Annotated in this window: 20 protein-coding genes; 13 read left to right on the top strand and 7 right to left on the bottom strand. The window is 39.2% G+C overall.

Translation table 11 applies throughout. The features are described 5' to 3' along the window. Positions 1-3: 3 nt before the first annotated feature. From tdh to glpG, 3 genes are read left to right on the top strand one after another with little or no spacing between them, the layout of a single operon-like run. Positions 4-1,029: an L-threonine 3-dehydrogenase gene (gene tdh, locus HJP15_RS04190; protein ID WP_054204359.1), complete on the top strand. Its 1,026-nt coding sequence runs from the start codon at positions 4-6 to the stop codon at positions 1,027-1,029. Positions 1,030-1,087: 58 nt separating this feature from the next. After that, positions 1,088-1,405, top strand: a complete 318-nt coding sequence (gene glpE, locus HJP15_RS04185; RefSeq protein WP_170173125.1) for a thiosulfate sulfurtransferase GlpE — start codon at positions 1,088-1,090, stop codon at positions 1,403-1,405. After that, positions 1,402-2,238 carry a rhomboid family intramembrane serine protease GlpG gene (glpG, locus tag HJP15_RS04180; protein WP_170173142.1) on the top strand — a complete coding sequence of 279 codons (837 nt, stop codon included), beginning with the start codon at positions 1,402-1,404 and terminating at the stop codon, positions 2,236-2,238. The genes glpE and glpG overlap by 4 nt, the downstream gene beginning before the upstream one ends. Here glpG and HJP15_RS04175 read toward each other — a convergent pair. Continuing rightward, on the bottom strand, positions 2,219-2,626 hold the full coding sequence (locus HJP15_RS04175; RefSeq protein WP_054204356.1) for a flagellar basal body-associated protein FliL: 408 nt from the start codon (positions 2,624-2,626) through the stop codon (positions 2,219-2,221). The two genes, glpG and HJP15_RS04175, sit on opposite strands and share 20 nt — an antisense overlap. A gap of 154 nt (positions 2,627-2,780) precedes the next feature. Here HJP15_RS04175 and HJP15_RS04170 point away from each other — a divergent pair, with 154 nt between their 5' ends. Both HJP15_RS04170 and ubiA read left to right on the top strand, forming a co-directional pair. Beyond that, positions 2,781-3,326, top strand: a complete 546-nt coding sequence (locus tag HJP15_RS04170; RefSeq protein ID WP_170173124.1) for a chorismate lyase — start codon at positions 2,781-2,783, stop codon at positions 3,324-3,326. Continuing rightward, positions 3,323-4,201, top strand: a complete 879-nt coding sequence (gene ubiA, locus HJP15_RS04165) for a 4-hydroxybenzoate octaprenyltransferase (RefSeq protein ID WP_054204355.1) — start codon at positions 3,323-3,325, stop codon at positions 4,199-4,201. The genes HJP15_RS04170 and ubiA overlap by 4 nt, the downstream gene beginning before the upstream one ends. A gap of 1 nt (position 4,202) precedes the next feature. On the opposite strand, the gene HJP15_RS04160 is transcribed toward ubiA, so the two are convergent. From HJP15_RS04160 to HJP15_RS04145, 4 genes are all read right to left on the bottom strand, one after another. After that, the gene (locus HJP15_RS04160) at positions 4,203-4,823 is read right to left on the bottom strand and encodes a 2OG-Fe(II) oxygenase (protein ID WP_170173123.1); all 621 of its coding nucleotides are present in this window, start codon (positions 4,821-4,823) and stop codon (positions 4,203-4,205) included. 368 nt (positions 4,824-5,191) lie between these two features. Then, positions 5,192-6,079 (bottom strand): LysR family transcriptional regulator, encoded by an 888-nt coding sequence (locus tag HJP15_RS04155; protein WP_054455105.1) that lies wholly within the window; start codon positions 6,077-6,079, stop codon positions 5,192-5,194. 120 nt (positions 6,080-6,199) lie between these two features. Beyond that, complete coding sequence (locus HJP15_RS04150) at positions 6,200-7,726, bottom strand: DUF3369 domain-containing protein (RefSeq protein WP_054204379.1); 1,527 nt, start codon at positions 7,724-7,726, stop codon at positions 6,200-6,202. A gap of 50 nt (positions 7,727-7,776) precedes the next feature. Next, on the bottom strand, positions 7,777-8,184 hold the full coding sequence (locus HJP15_RS04145) for a DUF2721 domain-containing protein (RefSeq protein WP_054204352.1): 408 nt from the start codon (positions 8,182-8,184) through the stop codon (positions 7,777-7,779). Positions 8,185-8,261: 77 nt separating this feature from the next. Between HJP15_RS04145 and HJP15_RS04140 the strand changes: the two genes are divergently transcribed. Genes HJP15_RS04140 through tsaD form a run of 3 tightly spaced genes read left to right on the top strand, consistent with a single transcriptional unit; the run spans position 8,262 to position 10,267 of the window. Further along, positions 8,262-8,618: a putative signal transducing protein gene (locus HJP15_RS04140; protein WP_054204351.1), complete on the top strand. Its 357-nt coding sequence runs from the start codon at positions 8,262-8,264 to the stop codon at positions 8,616-8,618. Next, positions 8,611-9,201 carry a YjaG family protein gene (locus tag HJP15_RS04135; protein ID WP_054204350.1) on the top strand — a complete coding sequence of 197 codons (591 nt, stop codon included), beginning with the start codon at positions 8,611-8,613 and terminating at the stop codon, positions 9,199-9,201. Before HJP15_RS04140 ends, HJP15_RS04135 begins: the two co-directional genes overlap by 8 nt. A gap of 52 nt (positions 9,202-9,253) precedes the next feature. Beyond that, positions 9,254-10,267, top strand: coding sequence for a tRNA (adenosine(37)-N6)-threonylcarbamoyltransferase complex transferase subunit TsaD (gene tsaD / locus HJP15_RS04130; protein WP_054204349.1), 1,014 nt, complete (start codon positions 9,254-9,256; stop codon positions 10,265-10,267). Here tsaD and plsY read toward each other — a convergent pair. Beyond that, positions 10,260-10,874, bottom strand: coding sequence for a glycerol-3-phosphate 1-O-acyltransferase PlsY (gene plsY / locus HJP15_RS04125; RefSeq protein WP_054204348.1), 615 nt, complete (start codon positions 10,872-10,874; stop codon positions 10,260-10,262). The genes tsaD and plsY overlap by 8 nt on opposite strands. Before the next feature lie 228 nt (positions 10,875-11,102). Between plsY and folB the strand changes: the two genes are divergently transcribed. The 5 genes from folB to HJP15_RS04100 all read left to right on the top strand — a co-directional run bounded on the left by folB (position 11,103) and on the right by HJP15_RS04100 (position 17,669). Then, positions 11,103-11,459, top strand: a complete 357-nt coding sequence (folB, locus tag HJP15_RS04120; protein ID WP_054204347.1) for a dihydroneopterin aldolase — start codon at positions 11,103-11,105, stop codon at positions 11,457-11,459. A gap of 1 nt (position 11,460) precedes the next feature. Then, positions 11,461-11,949 (top strand): 2-amino-4-hydroxy-6-hydroxymethyldihydropteridine diphosphokinase, encoded by a 489-nt coding sequence (gene folK, locus HJP15_RS04115; protein ID WP_170173122.1) that lies wholly within the window; start codon positions 11,461-11,463, stop codon positions 11,947-11,949. Next, positions 11,946-12,746: an undecaprenyl-diphosphate phosphatase gene (locus HJP15_RS04110; RefSeq protein ID WP_054204345.1), complete on the top strand. Its 801-nt coding sequence runs from the start codon at positions 11,946-11,948 to the stop codon at positions 12,744-12,746. Before folK ends, HJP15_RS04110 begins: the two co-directional genes overlap by 4 nt. Before the next feature lie 129 nt (positions 12,747-12,875). After that, positions 12,876-16,526 (top strand): hypothetical protein, encoded by a 3,651-nt coding sequence (locus tag HJP15_RS04105; protein WP_170173121.1) that lies wholly within the window; start codon positions 12,876-12,878, stop codon positions 16,524-16,526. A gap of 57 nt (positions 16,527-16,583) precedes the next feature. Continuing rightward, positions 16,584-17,669 carry a hypothetical protein gene (locus tag HJP15_RS04100; RefSeq protein WP_054455118.1) on the top strand — a complete coding sequence of 362 codons (1,086 nt, stop codon included), beginning with the start codon at positions 16,584-16,586 and terminating at the stop codon, positions 17,667-17,669. A gap of 76 nt (positions 17,670-17,745) precedes the next feature. Here HJP15_RS04100 and HJP15_RS04095 read toward each other — a convergent pair whose 3' ends face one another. Then, a complete protein-coding gene (locus tag HJP15_RS04095) occupies positions 17,746-20,670 on the bottom strand; it encodes a TonB-dependent receptor plug domain-containing protein (RefSeq protein ID WP_170173120.1) in 2,925 nt (974 codons plus the stop codon). Positions 20,671-21,021: the final 351 nt, after the last annotated feature.

Genomic DNA, 21,021 nt, shown 5'->3' with positions numbered 1-21,021 from the left:
TTCATGAAAGCATTATCTAAATTAAAAGCAGAACCCGGTATTTGGATGACAGATGCGCCAAAACCTGAAGTTGGCCATAACGATTTATTAATTAAAATCCGTAAAACTGCAATTTGTGGTACCGACGTACATATTTATAAATGGGATGAGTGGGCGCAAAACACCATTCCAACACCTATGGTTGTTGGCCATGAATATGTAGGTGAAGTGGTTGATATGGGCCAAGAAGTCCGTGGTTTTAGTGTTGGTGATCGCGTTTCAGGCGAGGGTCATATTACATGTGGGCATTGTCGTAATTGCCGTGCTGGACGAGTACATTTATGCCGCAACACCACGGGTGTTGGTGTAAACCGTGAAGGTGCGTTTGCCGAGTATTTAGTGATCCCTGCATTTAATGCATTTAAAATACCGGATAATATCAGCGATGAATTAGCCTCTATTTTTGACCCATTTGGTAATGCAGTGCATACCGCATTGTCGTTTGATTTAGTGGGTGAAGATGTTTTGATCACCGGTGCTGGCCCGATCGGCATTATGGCTGCTGCCGTTGCTAAACATGTGGGTGCTCGCCATGTAGTTATTACAGACGTAAACGAATATCGCTTGGATTTAGCACGTAAAATGGGTGCTACTCGCGCCGTTAATGTTGCCAATGAAAAGCTTGAGGATGTAATAAAAGAGCTAGGTATGACAGAAGGCTTTGATATTGGTCTTGAGATGTCAGGTGTACCAGTTGCATTTAATGGTATGTTAAATAACATGAATCATGGCGGTAAAATTGCCATGTTGGGTATTCCTCCATCAGATATGGCTGTTGATTGGAACCAAGTGATCTTTAAAGGCTTGGTGATTAAAGGTATTTACGGCCGTGAAATGTTTGAGACATGGTACAAAATGGCCAGCCTTATTCAGTCTGGTTTAGACCTTAATCCAATTATCACTCATCAGTATTCAATTGATGACTTCCAAGCAGGCTTTGATATGATGATTTCAGGCCAATCAGGTAAAGTTATTTTAAATTGGGATTAGCTCAATTTAGATTTTAAAAAAGGGCGGCTTAGGTCGCCTTTTATATTTAGAGAGTATTATGGCATTTAAGCATATTTCAATTACACAGACGCAAGCACTCCTTAATAAAGAGGATGTAGTGATTGCAGATATTCGTGATCCTAACTCATTCCAAGCAGGGCATATCCCTGGCTCTGAGCATTTATCAAACGCGAGCATTAGCGAATTCATGATGAATAAAGAGTTTGATCAACCTATTATTATCGTGTGTTATCACGGTATGAGCTCACAAGGGGCTGCCAGCTATTTAGCAGAGCAAGGGTTTGAAGATGTGTACAGTATGGATGGTGGTTTTACGCAATGGGAGGCACAATTGCCGGAGAATGTAGAGCGATGATTGAATTAGGCAGTATTAATAATCCCCGCGCGGCACAAGGCTTTATAGATTACGTAAAAAGCAAAGGCCTTGATGCGCAGTTACGTTCTAGCAATGGACAAGCAGTGATTATTTGTATTGCCTCAAGTGATTTTCATCAAGCCCAACCATTATGGGAAGAGTTTGTTGAAAACCCTCATCATGAACGCTACCAGGCTGCTTCATGGCAAGTGGGCAGCACGCAATCTGTTTTAAGTTACCAAGGGCAGTCGCTTAATTTAAAAGCGCGCTTTAAAGCGCTAAGCTGGTTAAATCAGACGGTAACGTTATTATGTGTTGCTATTTATATCGCGTTTACACTCGGTGGATTTGAGCCAATTTATAGTGTGTTGCAGTTTAACCCAAATCAGCCACTAACATGGTTAACGCCTGCTATAGTGCATTTTAGTGCCGTGCATTTGTTGTTTAATATTATTTGGTGGATAACCCTTGGTAATGGTATAGAAAAACTGGCAGGTAAGAGTACTCTAATAGGCCTTTTTCTTATTACAGCGCTATTGAGTAGTTGGGCTGAGTTTATTATGGTTGGCCCTAATTTTGGTGGCTTGAGTGGGGTCGTATACGGTTTACTTGGCTATTGCTGGATTTATCGCGAATTTAATCCTAAACAACCGGAGTTAGTCAGCAATGGTATTATTGGATTTATGCTTGTGTGGCTAGTACTAGGCTTTGAAGATATGTTATTTGTAAGTATGGCCAATTGGGCGCATTTAGGCGGCTTATTAAGCGGTATGGCTTATGCCTTCACCGCTCAATTATTTACAGTAAAAAAATCTAGTGATAAAGATATTTAGTAAAGAGCACTTCGCGAATAACTTCTTGCCCTGTTTCTTGCTTTAATAGGGCTTTTAGTTTTTCAGCACAGCGTTTACGGATCTCTTCACGACCGGTAAGTGACTTTACTTTTTCTTCAGGTTCTTTCGATAAAATCCCTACAATCGCATCACGTAACAGCGGTGTGTGATGTTCGACGATGGCAATGTTTGCCATATCGCTCAGCATTAAATCGACGGTAATACGCACATAACCGAGTTTTTTGTTACTTTGGCCAATATAGTTGGTAATAATGTCTGGTTCAAAGCCAAAATAGCCTACCGTTGTTTCTGCACGACTCGCAAAGCTGCCAAATAAACTAAGCAACAAGGTGCTAATTAATATACTAGCGTAAAGCGTTTTTTTCATATTAAGTAAAGAGTCCCGTATTTAATTACCATTAGTTTATACGTAATACTGGTCAAGATACAGGCTGAAGGGGTTATTATATTCATTAATCATCACTTTTTCCAAACCGCAGGCAGTGGTATCATTTATCTGGTTATTATTAAACAGAGCTATCGTGATCACATACCCACTACCACTCACTGCCAATTGGCAGCGGGGCGCAGCATTAAATTCATTGTCAACAACTGAGCAAAGCTGGTTGCTTGAACCCGGTTCACTGACCGCTAAATTAAAGTCCCATGGGCGTGATTTTTCAGTACAGGTTTTAAGTGAGTTACAGTGTATTTTAACTCTTGAGCAGCAGCAATTATTGGATTGTTCACATGAAAAAATAATAAACCGTGAGGTACTACTGTGGTGTGATGGCCTGCCTATGGTCTATGCACAAAGTTGGTTGCCGGTTACGGATGATATGCAACAGCAGCAATTACTCGTGCTTGGTAATAAACCTCTGGGCGACATTATCTTTCAACACCCAGATTTAAAACGAACAGAAATTGAAGTTGCATGTTTTGATCGTCAGCATTGTATCCAGCAGCTAGTGAGTCAATATTCTTCAACAGCCACGGATTTGTGGGGACGCCGAAGTGTTTTTTCGTTAATGAAAAGCCGATTCTTGGTCTCTGAAATATTCTTACCTGGAGCCTTTATTTACACATGAAATTAGCCGCATTACAGCAAGCCCACATTCCTTATTACAAACAACTAATGCGCACAGATAAGCCAATTGGCACGTTGTTGTTGTTATGGCCAACATATTGGGCTTTATGGTTGGCAAGTAATGGAACGCCTAGCTTGGTTAATCTAATTGTGTTTAGTTTGGGTGTATTTGTAATGCGCAGTGCGGGTTGTGTGATCAATGATTATGCCGACCGCGAAATTGATGGCAGTGTAAAACGTACTGAGCAACGGCCACTTGCCGCAGGACTGGTGTGTAGTGGTGAGGCACTAAGTTTATTTTTGTTATTGATCATTATTGCCTTTGGTTTAGTTTTACTGCTGAGCTGGCCAACAATGCTATTATCCGTAGGGGCGCTGTTATTGGCCTTTAGTTATCCATTTATGAAGCGTTATACGCATTTGCCACAAATGGTTTTAGGTGCTGCGTTTGGTTGGGCAATACCGATGGCATATATGGCGGCCACAGGAGATGTCCCCCTTCAAGCGTGGTTATTATTTACTGCTAATGTCCTGTGGACTATGGCGTACGATACTATGTATGCAATGGTCGACAGAGATGATGATTTAAAGATCGGGGTTAAATCTACCGCTATCTTATTTGGTCATTTTGATAGGTTAATCATCTTTATCCTTAATACGGTGTTTATTGTTTTATTAGCTGTAGTCGGGGTTATTAATGATTTAGATACCCCCTATTGGCTAGGTGTTTTAGTTGCATGTGGCTTTTTAGTCTATCAACAATCTCTAATTCATACTCGTGATAGAGAGCGTTGTTTTAAGGCTTTTTTAAACAACCACTATGTTGGTATGGCTGTTTTTGTAGGCTTAGTGGCATCCTTGCCACTTAATATATAATTTAGCGTGGTGGATCTATAACACCGCTGATTGATGCATTTTTCCTGAACCATCCAGCGATAGAATAGCGATCATTTGCCGTTGGAAGTACTTCATGCATAAAGCGTTCGCTTTCAAACATTACAAGCGTACCCGACTTTGGTTTAAGGGTTATTTCAGTGTCTTTACTTTTAGGTTTATAAATAACTAACTCACCACCTGATTTTGGAGTGTTTAAGTAAAGTACAGTTGTAAATACACGGTTGGAGCGGCCTTTAAACGCATCGTAATGTTTTTTATAAAAATCGCCTTGTTGATACTTTGCATAATGGCACTCGTAATCAAATAAGCCGAGAAAAAAATAACGGTTAAGGTTGTTACGCATCTCTTCCATTGTGTTCAGATATGCTGTTTGTGCTTGACTACTATGATCAAACCAATAGGTCTTATCGGTACGAATAGATTTATCGACTTGTAAATTTTGCTGACGACCAATACCCGCTAATTTAAACTTAGGGTTAATACGGTGACAGTCATCTAATAACGCATTTATAAAAGTACTATCAAAAGCGTCTTCAATGACAGCATAACCTTTGATTTCAATATCATCTAGGTAGCATTGTGAGGGGGATTTTAAAGTCATTATTTACAGAGTGAGCTTAAGGTGCGTAAGTTTAGCGTAAGGGGGAGGATAAGCTAGCTTTTTCGCTTTTAAGTCCCCTAACCAGATAAAGACCCATGGCTGAGTTTTAGTGAGTAGATGTTTAGTTTTACAGGGTGCTATTGTAATAGGGAATGGTTTTTTAAGTTATTGAAAATAAATTAAAATAATCTTATTGCTGTTGAGGTGTTCACTCTGATTTCGATTGTATTACTTCTAGATTGAACAAATTTTAATTCTGAAAAGTCAACACACCCTAAATAATATGTAACTACGGCAGATGTGCTTGTTATTTATAACTAAGCACATCATTTGAAACGCTAAAATACCGCGGTTATAACCAACTAAGATTATGAATTAGCTGACAGCGCTGTCTTTTCGATTAGTGACAGTAATTGATTCACGTGATCGCCAGGTGTTACTTGTTGGCTCGTTTGTACAATTAATTGTTCATGAGCTAAATCTTTATTAGTTTTCAGTTGTACTAAATCGTTGTTTTCAGCAACTGTATTTGCATGTTCGATACTTGCAATCGCAAAATGGTTCGATTTACATAGGCCATCCATAACTTGGTCAATGCTACCGACTTTTATACTGGCGGCTTTATTCATACCATCGATTGCTTCATTGAGCATAGTTTGAATTTGTTTTGACTGTGAAAAGCAGCCAAACATTGGGTAATCGCTTAAGTCTTGTTTACAAATATCACTTTTATTTGCGAGCGGGTGAAATTTAGAAACAAATAAAATAAGCTGATCCGGTAAGTGGATATCGCTACCGATACTGTTTATTGCTTGAGAGCATACGCTAATATCAATTTCGCCCAATTGTAGCTTACGGACTAATTCACTTTGTTCTTGCAGTTGCATTTCAATTTTAACGTGTGGATATTGTGCTAAAAATTGACCACATGAAATAGGAACTATTGCACTGGCTTTGGTCGTATATCCAATAATAAGCTTTTCATTTGAGCAACCATTAAGAGATTTAAATAAGCGCTTTTTTGTATCTTCTAAGCCTGATAGGGTTTGCTGTGCATATTCTAAAAACAGCTCCCCTTCAGACGTTAGTTTTACCGATCTAGTTGAACGCTTGACTAATTCATAGCCAACTTCATCTTCAAGTGTTTGAATGCTGCGAGTTAAGGCTGATGTGCTAATTTTTGTCGTTTCAGCCGCTTGGCGAAAATGTCGTAGCTGGCCCAAAGCTACAAACTGCTCTAATTGTTCAAATCTCACTTTTATAGTCCTTTGTATAAGTAAGCCGCGCTAATGGCGAACATAAATAGTATTATTTTAATAGATAGTAATGCATTGTACCTAATTTGAAAAGTGCATTTTACACAATTGTTACAATATTTAATCAGGGTAACGTTCTTTTATCTCGAGGAAAAGCTCTAAATTGTTAATAAATATGTCGACTAACTTAGGTTCAAACTGTTGACCACTTTGCTGTTTTATTAAACTAAGTACATCATCTAATGGCCATGCTTTTTTATAACAGCGGTCACTGCCCAGCGCATCAAATACATCTGCAAGAGCTGTAATTCTTCCTACAATATGTATATCTTTACCCGAAAGCTGGTTAGGATAGCCACTGCCATCCCATTTTTCATGATGTAAATGCGCGATCATAGAACCGCATCGTAGTACCTCATTAGACGAACCTCTGAGAATTTCATAACCCACTTGCGCATGAGTTTGCATGATCTGCCATTCTTTAGGATCAAGCTTGCCAGGCTTATTTAAAATTTGATCAGGAATACTTATTTTTCCAATATCATGCAGTGGTGAAGCTAGTTTAATTATTTCCGATTCAAAATTATTGAGTCCATATAATTTTGCGAGCAGCTCACTATAAAGCGCAACACGCTTGACGTGTGAACCTGTTTCCTTGGAACGTTTTTCAACAGCTTCACCTAAAATATAGGAAAGTTCTTTTTGTGACTCTTTGACAATTTCACGCAGTTTTAAATTATCGTAGGCTAGGGCAATGTTATTTGCGAAAAATTCCAATAGCTGATGTTCAGTTGGGTCGAGTTGTGACCCTTTGTGAACATAGAGCATCGTTTCAAGGCCTGCTTGTGTTGGAAAGTAGCCAATATAATCATGCGAGGTTGCCTGCGTGGATTTACGATTGTGAGCTTCTACAAATAAATTTTTAACATTTTCAGGGATTGTATTGTTACTAGGTTGAGTCTCTACACCTGAAACCGCAAGTAGTTTAAAATCTGTAGCTGGTGAAGTTTGTTGGTTTACAGCGGCTGCACAATATATTTCAGCATCATCAAGGCCCATTACGCTTGTGACATGGGATAAAATCGTTGATGCGAATTCATGGACACTTTCACACTTTAAAAAAGAGCTTGAGGCATTAATAATTTTTTCCAAGCCTTTTTTATGTCGTTCAATAATTTGAATATCTCGGTGGGCACGAAGAGCGGAATACAATAATGTTTTCATCTTTATGGCTGTTAATTCTGTTTTATTTTTATAGTCATTGATGTCGTACTCACGGATCACTGACTCTTCAGGTGCCTCACCAGGTTGGCCTGTACGAAGTATTAAGCGGATATCGTGGTTATTAATTTCATCACGAATAAATTTAATAAGATCAAGACCAGCATGGCTGGTTTCCATAACTACATCAATTAACCCAACTGAAAAATCGAGATCTTGTTTAAGCAACTGCTTTGCAGCTTTAGCCGAGTAGGCATGATGAAAACGTAGTGCTTTATCTTCAAATGTGAATCCAGAGAGCACTAGTTTGGTTACTTGGTGGATGTCATCTTCGTCATCTACGACTAGTATTTCCCAAAACGCATGCTCAGTCTGGGCAGTCGACTCTTCAGTAACTACATCTTCAGAAAATAAAAAGTCGTTCACATCTACACCCTTAGTTTTATCATTCACCTAAGTAGTATAGTGCTTGTTTTTTAGTCTGCCTTATTGCTTAATGGTTTTTTTTCAATGTTTTTAAGTTCTATTTCAATTGCATCACAAGAAATATGTATTTCATATAACGAAGTCAATAAAGAGAGGGCGAGGCAGGCTAAGCTGGTGCCAAATAAAATGACACCGGTAGTGTCAAACTTTATAAATAATGCAAACATTGAAAACGTACACATTAAAAATGAAGCAACACCATATACTTGCATTGTTCTTATGAGCTTAATGCGTTTCCTTAGGTTTGTAATTTGTGCTACAACGAGAGGGCGAATAGTATCACCTTCGCGGGCGTTTAATTCCCGAATTAATTGTGCTAACACTAAAAACCGGTTGGTGTATGCCAACAGCAGTAAAGAAATAGCAGGAAAAAGTAGTGCAGGTGTAGTGAGGGTCATGATGACTTCCTAGATAATAATTACCTTGCTTAGAGTAGCTTAGGGTCAATTAATCACAAAGTAAAAAGAGGTTCGTATTGCAAAATAAAATAACGAATGACAGCGCAGAACAAGCACCTTTTGAATGGTTAACGGTCTATTCTGCAGCTGATGCTATCGAAGCGAACATAGTTAAAGGGTTATTACTAAATAGCTCCATTGAATGCCAGTTACTCGGTGAGTCTTTGCAAGGAGCTGTTGGAGAAATCCCTTTAGATCAAACTCAGGTGAGGGTACAGGTTTTTGCGATAAAAGAGCGCCAGGCGCGCCAAATATTGGTAAACTACGCACAAGTAAAACAATCCGCTCCTGATTGGGTATGCCCCAATTGTAATGAGCATAATGGACCAACATTTGAAATATGTTGGTCTTGTAGGGCGTTACAGAATGACTAAAGCGAATAATTTTCAGCGTATACGAGAGCTTAACTATTTACAACAAGCGGTATTAGCCGGTGCACTTATTGAGCGTATGCTCCCTAATTACGGTTTGTTCAGTGAGGCAACAGGGTTTGGTGACGAAGCAATATTGCGCAGTGCGCTTAACGTATGTTGGGAAAAAATTCTCTTACCAAAAAGTAAAATCGATTTAGAAAAGCAAATTGAGAAAATAGAGCCTAATGTTCCTGAATTAGCCGATTTTGATATGTTTGGTACTTACCCAGCGATTGATGCAGCTACCGCTTTATTGAGTTTGATGCATGGTTTGATGGCTCAAGATGAGCAAGAATTTATTAGCATTAGTAAAATATCACAAGCGACAGTTGCTCGATTTATTGAGTATCAACTGACAGTAGAAGGTGAGATTGCTGATAATCAAACTATTAGAGAGCATCCGTTAATGCAATATGAAATCGAAGTGCTAGGTGAAATGATCGATTTTGTAGAGCAAATGGGGCGAGTGACATCTGAGAGCACTAAAGCATTAAAGCAGTTGGCAATCGCTGATGGTCAAACCAATATTGGCATAGCTTTATAAAATTAAGCAAAGTATTTGCAAGAGAATAGATTTGGTTTAGGAGAATACAGTCGTGCGAATTTTAGGTATTGAATCATCGTGTGATGAAACTGGTATTGCAATTTACGATGATGAACAGGGTTTACTTGCCCATCAGTTATATAGTCAGGTTAAAGTTCATGCTGATTATGGTGGTGTTGTTCCTGAGCTTGCATCACGCGATCATGTTCGTAAAACGTTACCATTAATAGATGCTGCATTTGAGCAAGCAGGATGCGGCCCTGAAGATATTGATGGTATCGCTTATACCGCAGGTCCTGGGTTGGTAGGGGCATTATTAGTGGGTACTTCTATTGGTCGTTCACTTGCGTACGGCTGGAATATTCCAGCCGTTGCAGTACATCATATGGAAGGGCATTTATTGGCACCAATGTTGGAAGAAAACGTTCCTGAATTCCCATTTATTGCTTTGTTGGTATCTGGTGGGCACACCATGATGGTTAAGGTTGAAGGTATTGGCCAATACGACGTTTTAGGTGAATCAGTAGATGATGCAGCTGGCGAGGCATTTGATAAAACAGCAAAACTACTGGGCCTGGATTATCCAGGTGGCCCAAGGTTAGCTAAGCTTGCAGAGCAAGGTGTTGCAAAGCGATTTGTTTTTCCGCGTCCGATGACAGATAAACCAGGATTGGATTTTAGTTTCAGTGGTTTAAAAACTGCAACAGCAATAGCCATTCGTAATAATGACGATGATGAGCAAACTAAAGCGGATATTGCACATGCGTTTCAAACGGCAGTGATCGATACGTTAGTGATTAAATGTAAGCGAGCGTTAAAGCAAACGGGCATTAAACGTCTTGTGATGGCGGGTGGGGTAAGTGCAAATGTGCAATTACGCGCGCAATTAGCACGTGTGATGCAAGGCATGAAAGGTGAGGTTTACTATCCGCGTACAGAGTTTTGTACTGATAACGGTGCAATGATTGCTTATGCAGGTATGCAGCGTTTAAAAGCAGGGCAGTTTGCAAGCCTTGATATGAAAACTAAACCTCGCTGGCCAATTGATAGTTTAGATCCTATTTAGTCGGTGTATTATTAGGTGGCGACTTTTTCTTGTCGCCAATCTTAGGTTCTTCACCACTAAATAAGCGTTTAATATTTGCGCGGTGGCGAAAAATAATCAAAATAGTTAAAAATGTAACTGGCAGAGTGTAAAGTGGCTTAATCCACCATGTGTAGAGTGGCGCTAAAGAAACAGCGACAAGAGCACCTAAAGATGAGTAACGTGTAATTGCAACTATAACAACCCATGTTGATATTAGTAACCCACCGAGAGATAAGCCAATTGGTAGTAATGTGCCAAAAGCGGTTGCAACAGCCTTACCGCCTTTAAAATGAAAAAACACAGGGTACATGTGGCCTAAACATGCAGCAACACCAATTAAGCCCAGTGTTAATGGATCTAATTGTAAAAAATAAGCACCCCATACCGGAATGGTACCTTTTAGGATATCAAAGACTAAAACTAAACAAGCGGGTAATGTTCCCCCTAGACGGTAAACATTCGTTGCGCCGGGGTTATTTGAACCATGAGTACGAGGATCGGGCAGTTTGAATAGCCGTGACACTAGGATAGCCGATGAAATCGACCCTAGTAAGTAGGCTAAAACTAACATTAAAACGGCTATCACGCGCTTCCTTATTTTTAAATCATTCTTTTTCGGCTATCATTGGCCGCAAAAATAGCCTTGCATATATTTGCGATTTCAATATCCGCGTACTTAATTGTGCCTATAGGCTATTGTATGGTTAATTTTTACATAATAAAACACACTTGAAGTGTATAAGCGTTATAAATACAAAATATAGCGTATGTAAACTCTTAAATAGAGTTTGAATCTTTGTAAGTTGGAGCAGTTATGGATAAGGTTTTTATATCGCAACTACATGTTGACACTATCATAGGTGTATACGATTTTGAAAAAGAAACTAAGCAGAGTTTATATTTTGATATCGAAATGCTGTGTGATATTAAACCCGCGGCAAAAACAGACGATATCAATTTAGCACTTGATTACTCAAAGGTGAGTGAGCGTGTTATTGCTCATACAACAGCAAAACCATTAGAGTTATTAGAAACATTGGTTGAACAATTGGCTGCAATTATTTTGGCTGAGTTTAATACTGATGAAGTAACTATTCGAGTTAGTAAGCCGGCAGCGGTAGCACAGGCAAACACTGTAGGTGTGCAAATTACCCGTCGCAAGGCAAGTTAAGATGGCACAGATTTATATTAGCCTTGGTTCGAATGTTAATAAAGAACATTATATTCAACAAGCGTTACTTGCCCTTAAATCGTATTTTACTCCTATTGAGCATTCTTCAGTGTTTGAAAGCGAAGCTGTTGGCTTTGCTGGTAATAATTTCTTTAACTCTGTAGTTGGCGCGCAAACAGATATGCCGTTATTACAGCTGTGTGAGTTATTAAAAAATATTGAACGAGATAATGGCCGTACTCTAAACGATAAAAAGTTTAGCCCAAGAACACTCGATCTTGATCTACTTTTTTACGATGATATAGTTTGTGATTCGCCAGCTCAGTTGCCTCGTGATGAAATAACAAAAAATGCATTTGTACTTCAGCCGCTGGCTGAGATAGCCCCTGATTTTTATCATCCTGTAGCTAAGCAAACGATCGCGCAGTTATGGGGTACATACAACAACCCCAAGCAAAAACTATGGAAGGTGGAGTTTATTAACCCATGAGCATTATTGAAATTATTGTTTTAGCCCTTATCCAAGGATTGACCGAGTTTTTACCTATATCAAGCTCCGCTCATCTTATTCTTCCTTCACAAATTCTTGGCTGGCAAGATCAAGGCTTGGCCTTTGATGTAGCTGTACATGTTGGAACGCTTATTGCAGTTGTTATTTACTTTAGAAAAGAAGTCGTCGAAATACTCGGCGCATGGTTTAAATCATTTGGTGCGCAAGGCACAACAGACGACAGTAAACTAGGCTGGTGGATTATTTTAGGGACTATACCAGCTGCAGTACTGGGTTTACTTTTTAAAGACTTAATTGAGCTTTATTTACGCAGTGCCTGGGTTATCGCCATCACCACAATTTTATTTGGCTTATTACTGTGGTATGCGGATGCAAAAGGCAAGCAAACCAAAACAATTTACCAGTTAAATTGGAAGTCGGCACTAATGATAGGTATGGCGCAAGCCATGGCCATGATCCCGGGTACATCACGTTCAGGCATAACCATGACGGCAGGCTTGATGCTCGGTATGAATAAGCAAAGCGCAGCGCGTTTTTCATTTTTGCTGGCAATTCCTGTCATCACGATGATGGGGCTTTATTACACAGTAGAGCTTGCATTAGGCGATGAGATAGTTGATTGGACTACGTTAATTTTAGGCGCTGGTTTATCATTTATTTCAGCGTATGCCTGTATTTTCTTATTTTTGAAAATCATCGAGCGTATGGGAATGATGCCGTTTGTGATCTACAGATTACTACTCGGTGTAGGTCTAATTGCTTTTTTGATGATTTAACAGTATTGGAATTGAGATAAAATTAGGCAATTTATCTGAGAAAAAACACCTCGATTTCGTAGGTGTTTTTTTTTACTTTTTTGGCTAAACTGAAGTGGTTTTTAATAATTGATTATAAAAGGGATACAAATGGAATTTAAAAAATCATTGTTAGCATTAAGTGTAGTTGCTGTTCTATCAGGGTGTGGAGGGTCTTCAGACAATAAAAAACCAGAAATAACGGATCCTGTTGTTACCGATCCGGTCACCCCAGTTGTAAGTGAAGCACAAGTAAAAGGCGTGGCCTCTAAAGGGACATTAAAAAATGCACAGCTGACATTTTATAAATATGAAAACGGTGAAGCTATTGAATTGACGGCCGATGAGCTTGGAGATTCTAGTTTAGTTACAGATGAAACGGGTCACTATAGTGTTTCGTTGAAGGGGGGAGCAGGGCTTGTTAAAGTGAAAGTATCAGCCAGTCAAGACACCGCATCACCGACAATTATGGTATGTGATGCCCCCGTAGGTTGTGGGAAAAATGAAGCAGATCAAACGATAGCTTATGGTGATGACGTTAATTTAACGGTTCAAGATCCTGAGTTTTCACTTACATCAATATTAAACCTGCCGCAAGGTGAAAGTAATAGCGAGAACACATCTAACATCACCCCACTAACGCATATTGCCACTGAGCTTGCGCAAAGTCGTGGTGCAATTACTGAGCAAACAGTAAGTGATGCACATTCTCAAATTGCGAATGTATTTGGTCTGATCGGAGCATTAAATTCATTAGCGCCTACCGCAATTGAAAATCCTTCAGCGATTTTAAACGAAGAGAATATCTCTGCAGTACGTTATGCGTTGATCAATGCTGGTATTGCAAACGCATTATACTCTGATGCTGGGACAGATAACGTAAGTGCTAAATTGAGCTCAGCAATTACTGATTTAGTCGCCGCTGATGGCGGTATTTTAGTTACTAATGCAGCAGATGATGATGACGAGTTTGAATTTTCAGTCGAAGATATTTTGTCTGGTGCTGAGCAAGCTACATTGCAATTAATTGAAATAATAAAAAAAGACCCTCAATTAGTTACAGAGTTAAGTGGTTTAGATGCGCTTGAACAGTTAGTAACAAATCTCGTAAACGAAAAAAAGGCTAAGGCCGCAGAAGCGGGCGACAGCGGTCGTATTAAAGGCAAAGTTAGCGATCAAACACAAGGTGATGCTATCGCAAAAGCCGCGGCTATGGTTAATGATATTCGCCTGTTTGCTAATCTATTTGATGTGACTAAATCGTCAGGAGCAGACTTTGAATCTGAAGGTGAAAAGTTTGTTTCTTTAGTTGAGTCTGCAGGAGATATGGTTGCAGAGCAGGGTGATAGCTTTGCGTTATTAAGCGATGTAATAGAGGCAATTACACAAATTAATCAACAACGACAAGAAACTGATAATTCAGCAACTATGTTTGATTTAAAAGATTACTTATCAACAGGTGGCACAGGTACAGTCATACTTGATGAAGAAAATCTAACGTTTAAAGTAACCGCAGCGGCAGGTACAGAGTCACTGACACTTGATATCGCGATCAATGCGTTACAAGATAATCAGCAATATCAATTAGCGCTGTCTGGTATGGCTGAAAATGATGCAGTTAAATTTGAGATTACACAGGGTAGTTATGCAAAAATCAGTTTAGACCGTGCTGTAACACGCGCGCAAATTGAAGCGGGCGATGTGGATGCAGAGCCTACAAAAGGAGAGCTGAGTCTAACTGTGGAGCTTGCACAAAAGTCGACAGAGACAGTAACTAACCCAATTAGTTTTAAAGGGGCGCTCACTGGTGAGCTCTTACCTGTCAATGTTTATAGCGCGGATACTTCTAACTATGATGCAGAAACTGCATGGGATTATACATTAGAGCAAGACACACTTATCTTACCAAAAATGGTTAGCTTAAGTGGCGAGTTTTCATCACAACAAGGTGAAATGATCAAAGCGACCGCAACGGTTAATATTAAAGATTTAGCAACTTATACACCGCCAGAGCTGAAGGGTTTTGGTAAGTTGAAAGAAGATATTGCAGCAGTCACTGTTGATAATGCCGATGCAGAGTTATCACTATCAGTTAATAACGGTGAAACTGTGACTAATTATACTTACAGTAAAACCAATGAGCAGTTAGGTAACTGGCAAGTGAAAGCTCAAAGAACCACTGAAATTGAAGGGTACTTTCAAGGTTCATTTAGCCGTGAAGTATTTGTGTTTGAAGGCACTCAATATTACTTTTATAGTTACGAGAATCAAGTTAATAATTTGACTTATGGCTATGTAGAATACATAGAAAAATCATTAGAAGATGAATATTACCAGCCGTTTGTTATAAAGCGCGTTAACCAATACTTTACTGATTATAATAATGGTTTATTTACCACGCCAAATGGTGAGCAAATAAGTTTAAGTGCACTCAATTTTTATGAGCAACAAGGTGAGTTTTATAGCTACGAAGAAGCCGTTGAAAGCCTCTTTATCGGGATCCAAGTCGACCCAACTACAATTAAAGGTGTGAGTGATTATTTTAATGACGCCTTAAATGGTTGGTTTGGCGTTGCTGTTGGTGGTGAAGGAGATTATCGTTTAATTAATGATGACGTTCAGGTCAGCGCCGGGGCTAACGTAGATTTAGATGCGTACCTTGTATCGCCAATTTTAGATGAATTGTTGACTATAAGTGTTAGCAATAACGCCAATAATCTAGCAGCTACAGTAGAGGGCGGTAGCCAAGATGTTGTTAGCGTAGTGCGCACCGATGAGTTCAATGTTAGCGTTAACAGCACGCGAACCTATTCAGATGGCGGGTCAACTCAATCACAACTTGTGTCATCAAGTAAAGAAAGTGACTTGGGGGATGAATTGTTAGTTGCTTCATGGGACTCTTACAATGATCGAATTAGCCCAAAATTAAGTCGGCTGTATCGCCCAATAGATACCAATACAGATAAAGTTGCTGATTACTATCAATGCTATGACTTAGTATATATGAATGATAATGGTGAATACGTTGATGGTAGCGGCCAAATAATAGATTTTGATACCTATGAATCCTATTGCGGTGAATATGAGTCGTTAGCTTCAGCGATTCGTTATAATAGTGAGATTGGCAGCTTTGGTATTAACAGTAATTTCGCAACGTTTACGGCTGTTGATATTTTTACTGCTCAAATTGGCGGTTTCAGAGGGCAATGGATTTCAGATCCAAATGAACCAGGTGTATTTCAGTGGCGCACTTTTTATGGGTATGTTGATGGTTTAGGAAAAGTTGCAGCTGATTTTACAAGACCTGAACACATGGATTGGGCTGTCGATGGTGAATATAAAATCGATATGTATTTGGCTCAACCTGAACTTGGAACGGTTGTTGAAGATGAAGATACATTCTTAGATATCAATGCTGCACTTAATGTACAGGTCAAGGTCGGTGAATATAATGTTGATTTAAATCTGAGCGGCGAAAGAACGGACCTTGATGATGGTAAGCTGGTTCTTGATGTGAAGTATCAACTTCCTAATAGCGATAAACAAAGAAGCTTCATGGTCAAATATGATACTAAACTTGAAACTTTATCTGCAGTGAACGCTGAAAATGTGACTTTGATGTTAGCTGAATCTGACGGTGGTGATACAGCAGAGCAAGTGTTAGGAACTATTATGGTTGGTGATGAAAAGGCAGCTGAAATAGTTAAGCGAGAAGGGCTTGTTCTGATTGTTTATACTAATGGTACAGTTGAAAGTTTATAGTTAGCTTATTGTGAGTCTGGGCCAGCTTTAGCTGGCCTTTTTTATAAGAAATAAAAAATGAACATTAAGAGTTTTTTTAGTTGTACTTTATTGTTTAGTTCAATGCATGTAATTGCGCAGCATGAAGTATCAACCTATGTATATTCAAATAGCTTTAGCAATATAGCGCCTGTTTTGGAGCTTGCTAAAGATGAATGGCAAACACCACCAAAAACCGACGCAGACAACGGTTTTTCACAAACGCGGATTGGCTTAAGTTATCAGCCGAGTGATTGGCAGCAATTTACTTTTCATATAGAGCAGCGGTTGGACTACTTTGTAAAAAGTAACCCCGACACTGCTTTAGGCTACTATCAAGAAAGTAATAAAACGCCCTTACTGAGCAAAGAAAACTACCAGGCTAAACTAGACTACTTTGCAAACCGCAGTAAAGGGCTTGGTATTACATTTGAACATCAGTTCGAATTATTTCTACTTGGTGTAAAAGGGAGTTACTGGGGGGTTGATTATTTTAGGCACTCATTCGTGAGCGGCAATGTTCAAGGTCGCGAAGATAATAGTTTATTAGGCGAGTTAAATTACCAAGAGTACTACACGCACAATAACTTTTTAAAACGTCCAAATAATGGAGGGTGGGATAACAGTGGCAGTGGTTATTCATTTGATGTATTCACAGAGTTTATGCCATGGGAAAATGTGTTAGTTCGCGCAAGTTTTATTGATATTTATAACCAATTTACAGTTGATAATGTCGGTTTTACGCGTGCCAATATTAATACAAAAGGTAGTTTTGTTGATAACCAAGGGTTTAGTAGTTTTCGCCCACTCCTAAAAGGATTTGAGGGAGAAAGTGAACATGATTTTAGGATCCCAGAACACGTTGCTATTGAGTTGTCATATAAACAGCGAGAGCTGAGTTATGTTGCCAACTTACTCCGTCAAGGTGATATCAATTTTGTACAGCTTGGTGTTCAGCTGCCCTGGGGAGAAAGCCAGATTAAACTACTTATAGACCCTGTTAACTTAGTACCTAAACTGGGTTATGAAAGTGAGTGGTTTGATTTTTCGCTTGCCATGGATAAGTTAAACCCGAATAAAGCGATGCAGTTATCGTTAGCTGCGCGTATAAGCATCTTATTTTAATAAGCTTGCTGTGATTAAAATAAAACGCCTTACTCGACGAGTAAGGCGTTTTTTATTGCTCTAAAACACGTTTAAATTAGAACGTGTATTTAGCACCTAGTGATATACGGCGTCCTTTCACGTCAAAGAACTCACCATCATCGTAAGTGAACGGATTACGTGGTGGTTCACGGTCTAGAATGTTGTTAACACCTACACGTAATTGTAGCTCATCTAAGATGTTTGTTTTATACATAAAATCAAACGTCGTGTAAGATGGGATATCATTATAGTTATTCTGTTCAATGCTCCAGTCGTTGTCATTAACAGTTGCATGACGATAATTCATTGTTAATACGTAAGCTGAGTCATCATGTGAGTACACAGCATTAAAACGACCTTTCCAACGTGGAGAGGCTATTTCACCTACATCACTACGAAAATCTTCAGCACGACCAGTTGAGTTACTGTTGTCGTCAATTAGGTAGGTTGCAGTTAATTTTAGTGCTAAGTCACCAGAGAACAACTCAGTACGGTATGCTGATTCAACATCAACACCTTTTTTATTAATAACAGCGGCATTAATTGGGCGAGTGAAGAAGTTTTCAATTTCACCCGTTTTTTCATTACGCACAACGTTACTACAGAAAGGGTTATCTAAAGATGATGACTCATAACATAGTTCAACACTATTACGGCCAAAATACTCAATGGCGCCTTCCACTTCGAATGACCAATAATCAAGAGTTAGATCTAAACCTTCAACAAACTCAGGAGTATAAATTACACCAACGGTGTAATCGTTAGATGTCTCATTTTTAAGGTTTTGGTTACCCTGAATATAGCCCGGTAAGCTGCCGGCTGCTAGCCATGCGTCCGAAGGTTTCCATCCTTCAGCTAAACCTGCTGCTTGACAGTTTTTAATTACGTTTGCTTTATACTTACTACCTGATGTAGCAATTGAGTCAGCTCTACAGACATCCGCGCGGCCTGAGCTAAATGTTTTTGAGTTAGGTGTAAATAAATCACCTATATTTGGTGCACGTACTGACTTAGAGCGATTTAAACGAACGCGAAGTTCATCTGTTACACCCCAGTTAAGCGCCAATTTCCATGCATTATCTTCACCGGTGACTGAGTAGTCCATGTAACGTAAAGCTGTTTCAAATGTTAAGTCAGTTGCTAGAAATACATCCTCTAGTAACGGGATGGAAATCTCAGCTGATAACTCATTGACATCAATTTCGCCATCCATTGGTAAGCTTGAATTACCAAAGATTAAGCCTTTTTGCATATTCTCAGATGGTGTTGTAGTTGCTGATTCACGACGGTGCTCTGCGGTGAATGCGGCTGCAACGTAACCAGCTGGAAGTTCAAAAAGTGAACCGTCTACAGTTAATGCAAAAACAACTTGGTCGTGTTGTGCAAAGCGGGTTGCGGTAGTACCAATATAATCTACTTGTGCTTGCGTTGCTGATGTAGCCCCCATAGTATTAAATGGTGTACAGCCTTCAATTGCGCCAATTACTTCGCCATCATCATTACGTTTAGCACAAACAACATTACCTTGATATTCAACGGCATCAATAGAGTTTGCTAGATTTTGCGTTAATACTTCACCAGTCCACAGTGTGTCTTGCTCAATACGACCAAACTGCGCATATGTTGAATAGCCCCAATCATCGCTTATGATGCCTTCAACGCCAATAGAGGTACGGAACACTTCACGCTCTTGGTTATATGCGCGGTCGCCCCATAGATTTTCATTGGCTTGACGAAGAGTGACTGATTTTAGTTCGTTATCATCCATTAACTTAGCCATGTCATTTTTTACAAATGCATTATCACGGCGAATAGTATGACGGAAGAAAGCCGGTGTACTTTCAGTAGTCGATTCAGTGTTTGAGTAAGTAAAGTCAAACGTTAATGTATGATCATCATTTAGTTGATAAGTACCGTAAGCAGAAGCAATAAGGCGCTCTAAAGGAGTTTGAAAGTAGCTTTTATAACCATGACCAAATACGCCGTCACCATTGCCGCCTTCAAAATAGCTATTTGATGGATTTGCAAGCTTGTTCTCGTGATCAATCAATGCTTGGTTTGGATTTGGGATGCGACCAGAACCCATCTGAAAAGGACGAATATTTCCATTTTCATCAAAGGTATAGTGGTGGTTGTTGTAACCATCATCTGTAAAGGCACCTTTTGAGAAGAAATCACCGCCTTCAGAATAATAAGCAAGGCCTGTAGGTTTACCTAAAATAATACGCTCAGGAATACCATCTGTACCATTTAAATTGGCAGGATTAATGTATGTGTTAACTGGATTTCGGTAAAAGTCACGACTTAGCTTGCCGTAACTTTTATTCTCAGTGTAGTTAACTGATGCAATGAACGATAATTTATCACCTTCCATACCACCGGTGATAGAGAAGTTATTTTGCTCACCACCACTTTGCTCAGGGCGAACAGTTGAAACGTCAAACTCAATACCATCCATAGATTTTTTAGTGATGATATTTACAACACCGGCAACAGCGTCAGCGCCATATACAGCTGCAGCACCACCGGTTGCAATTTCAATGCGTTCGATCATCGTCGTTGGAATGTTATTTAAATCAACAGCGGTGTCGCCAATAGAGCCTGGAACAAAGCGACGACCATTAACAAGCACTAATGTACGTTCTGAGCCTAAACCACGAAGGTCAGTAGTATTTAAGCCTGACGCGTAAATTGAATCGGTTGTTGTCTCTGGTGAAAAGCCAACAGTCGCTTGCGGCATGTCTGCAAGTAAATCATTTACATTGGTGATACCTTGGTTTTCTAGCTCAACACCGCTTATCACAGTAACAGGAGTCGGAGAGGTCAAATTAAAACGTTTTATTTTTGACCCTGTTACTTGAATGCGCTCAACGGGTTTTACGTCAGTAGTTTCTTGTGCAAATGCACTTGATACGCCAATTGTGCCAGTAATTAATACTGCGTTAACTGCTGCTGTAATAAGATTTAATTTTTTCAACATAACACCTTTTTATTTTGACAAGGTTTGCCCGCAGGGCAATTAAACTTGATTGAACTTGCAAAGGGTCAACATTGTTAGCCATATTAACTTTGACGTTAAATATATGCCTTTCAATGTAACCAAATGTAATTTAGCGCTATGTTTTATCACAGTCCCTAAATGGAGTCTTTTATGTGGCGAATGTGAGTTTTGTTGCTAAAAAGTGCTTTTTGTTTTTATTGTGGGTATATGTTGGTATTGCATTGTTTTTTATTAATATTATTTGTAATCATAGATTTACACATTTACTTTTTGTAATTTCTTAAGTTGTTTTTATATTTTGCAATTAACTATTTTGCAATTGTACGTCAA

Origin of the sequence: Pseudoalteromonas sp. NEC-BIFX-2020_002 (assembly GCF_013002825.1) — a bacterium.
GTDB classification, from domain to species: Bacteria; Pseudomonadota; Gammaproteobacteria; order Enterobacterales; family Alteromonadaceae; genus Pseudoalteromonas; species Pseudoalteromonas neustonica.
This window is presented reverse-complemented; position numbering and strand designations above follow the sequence as displayed.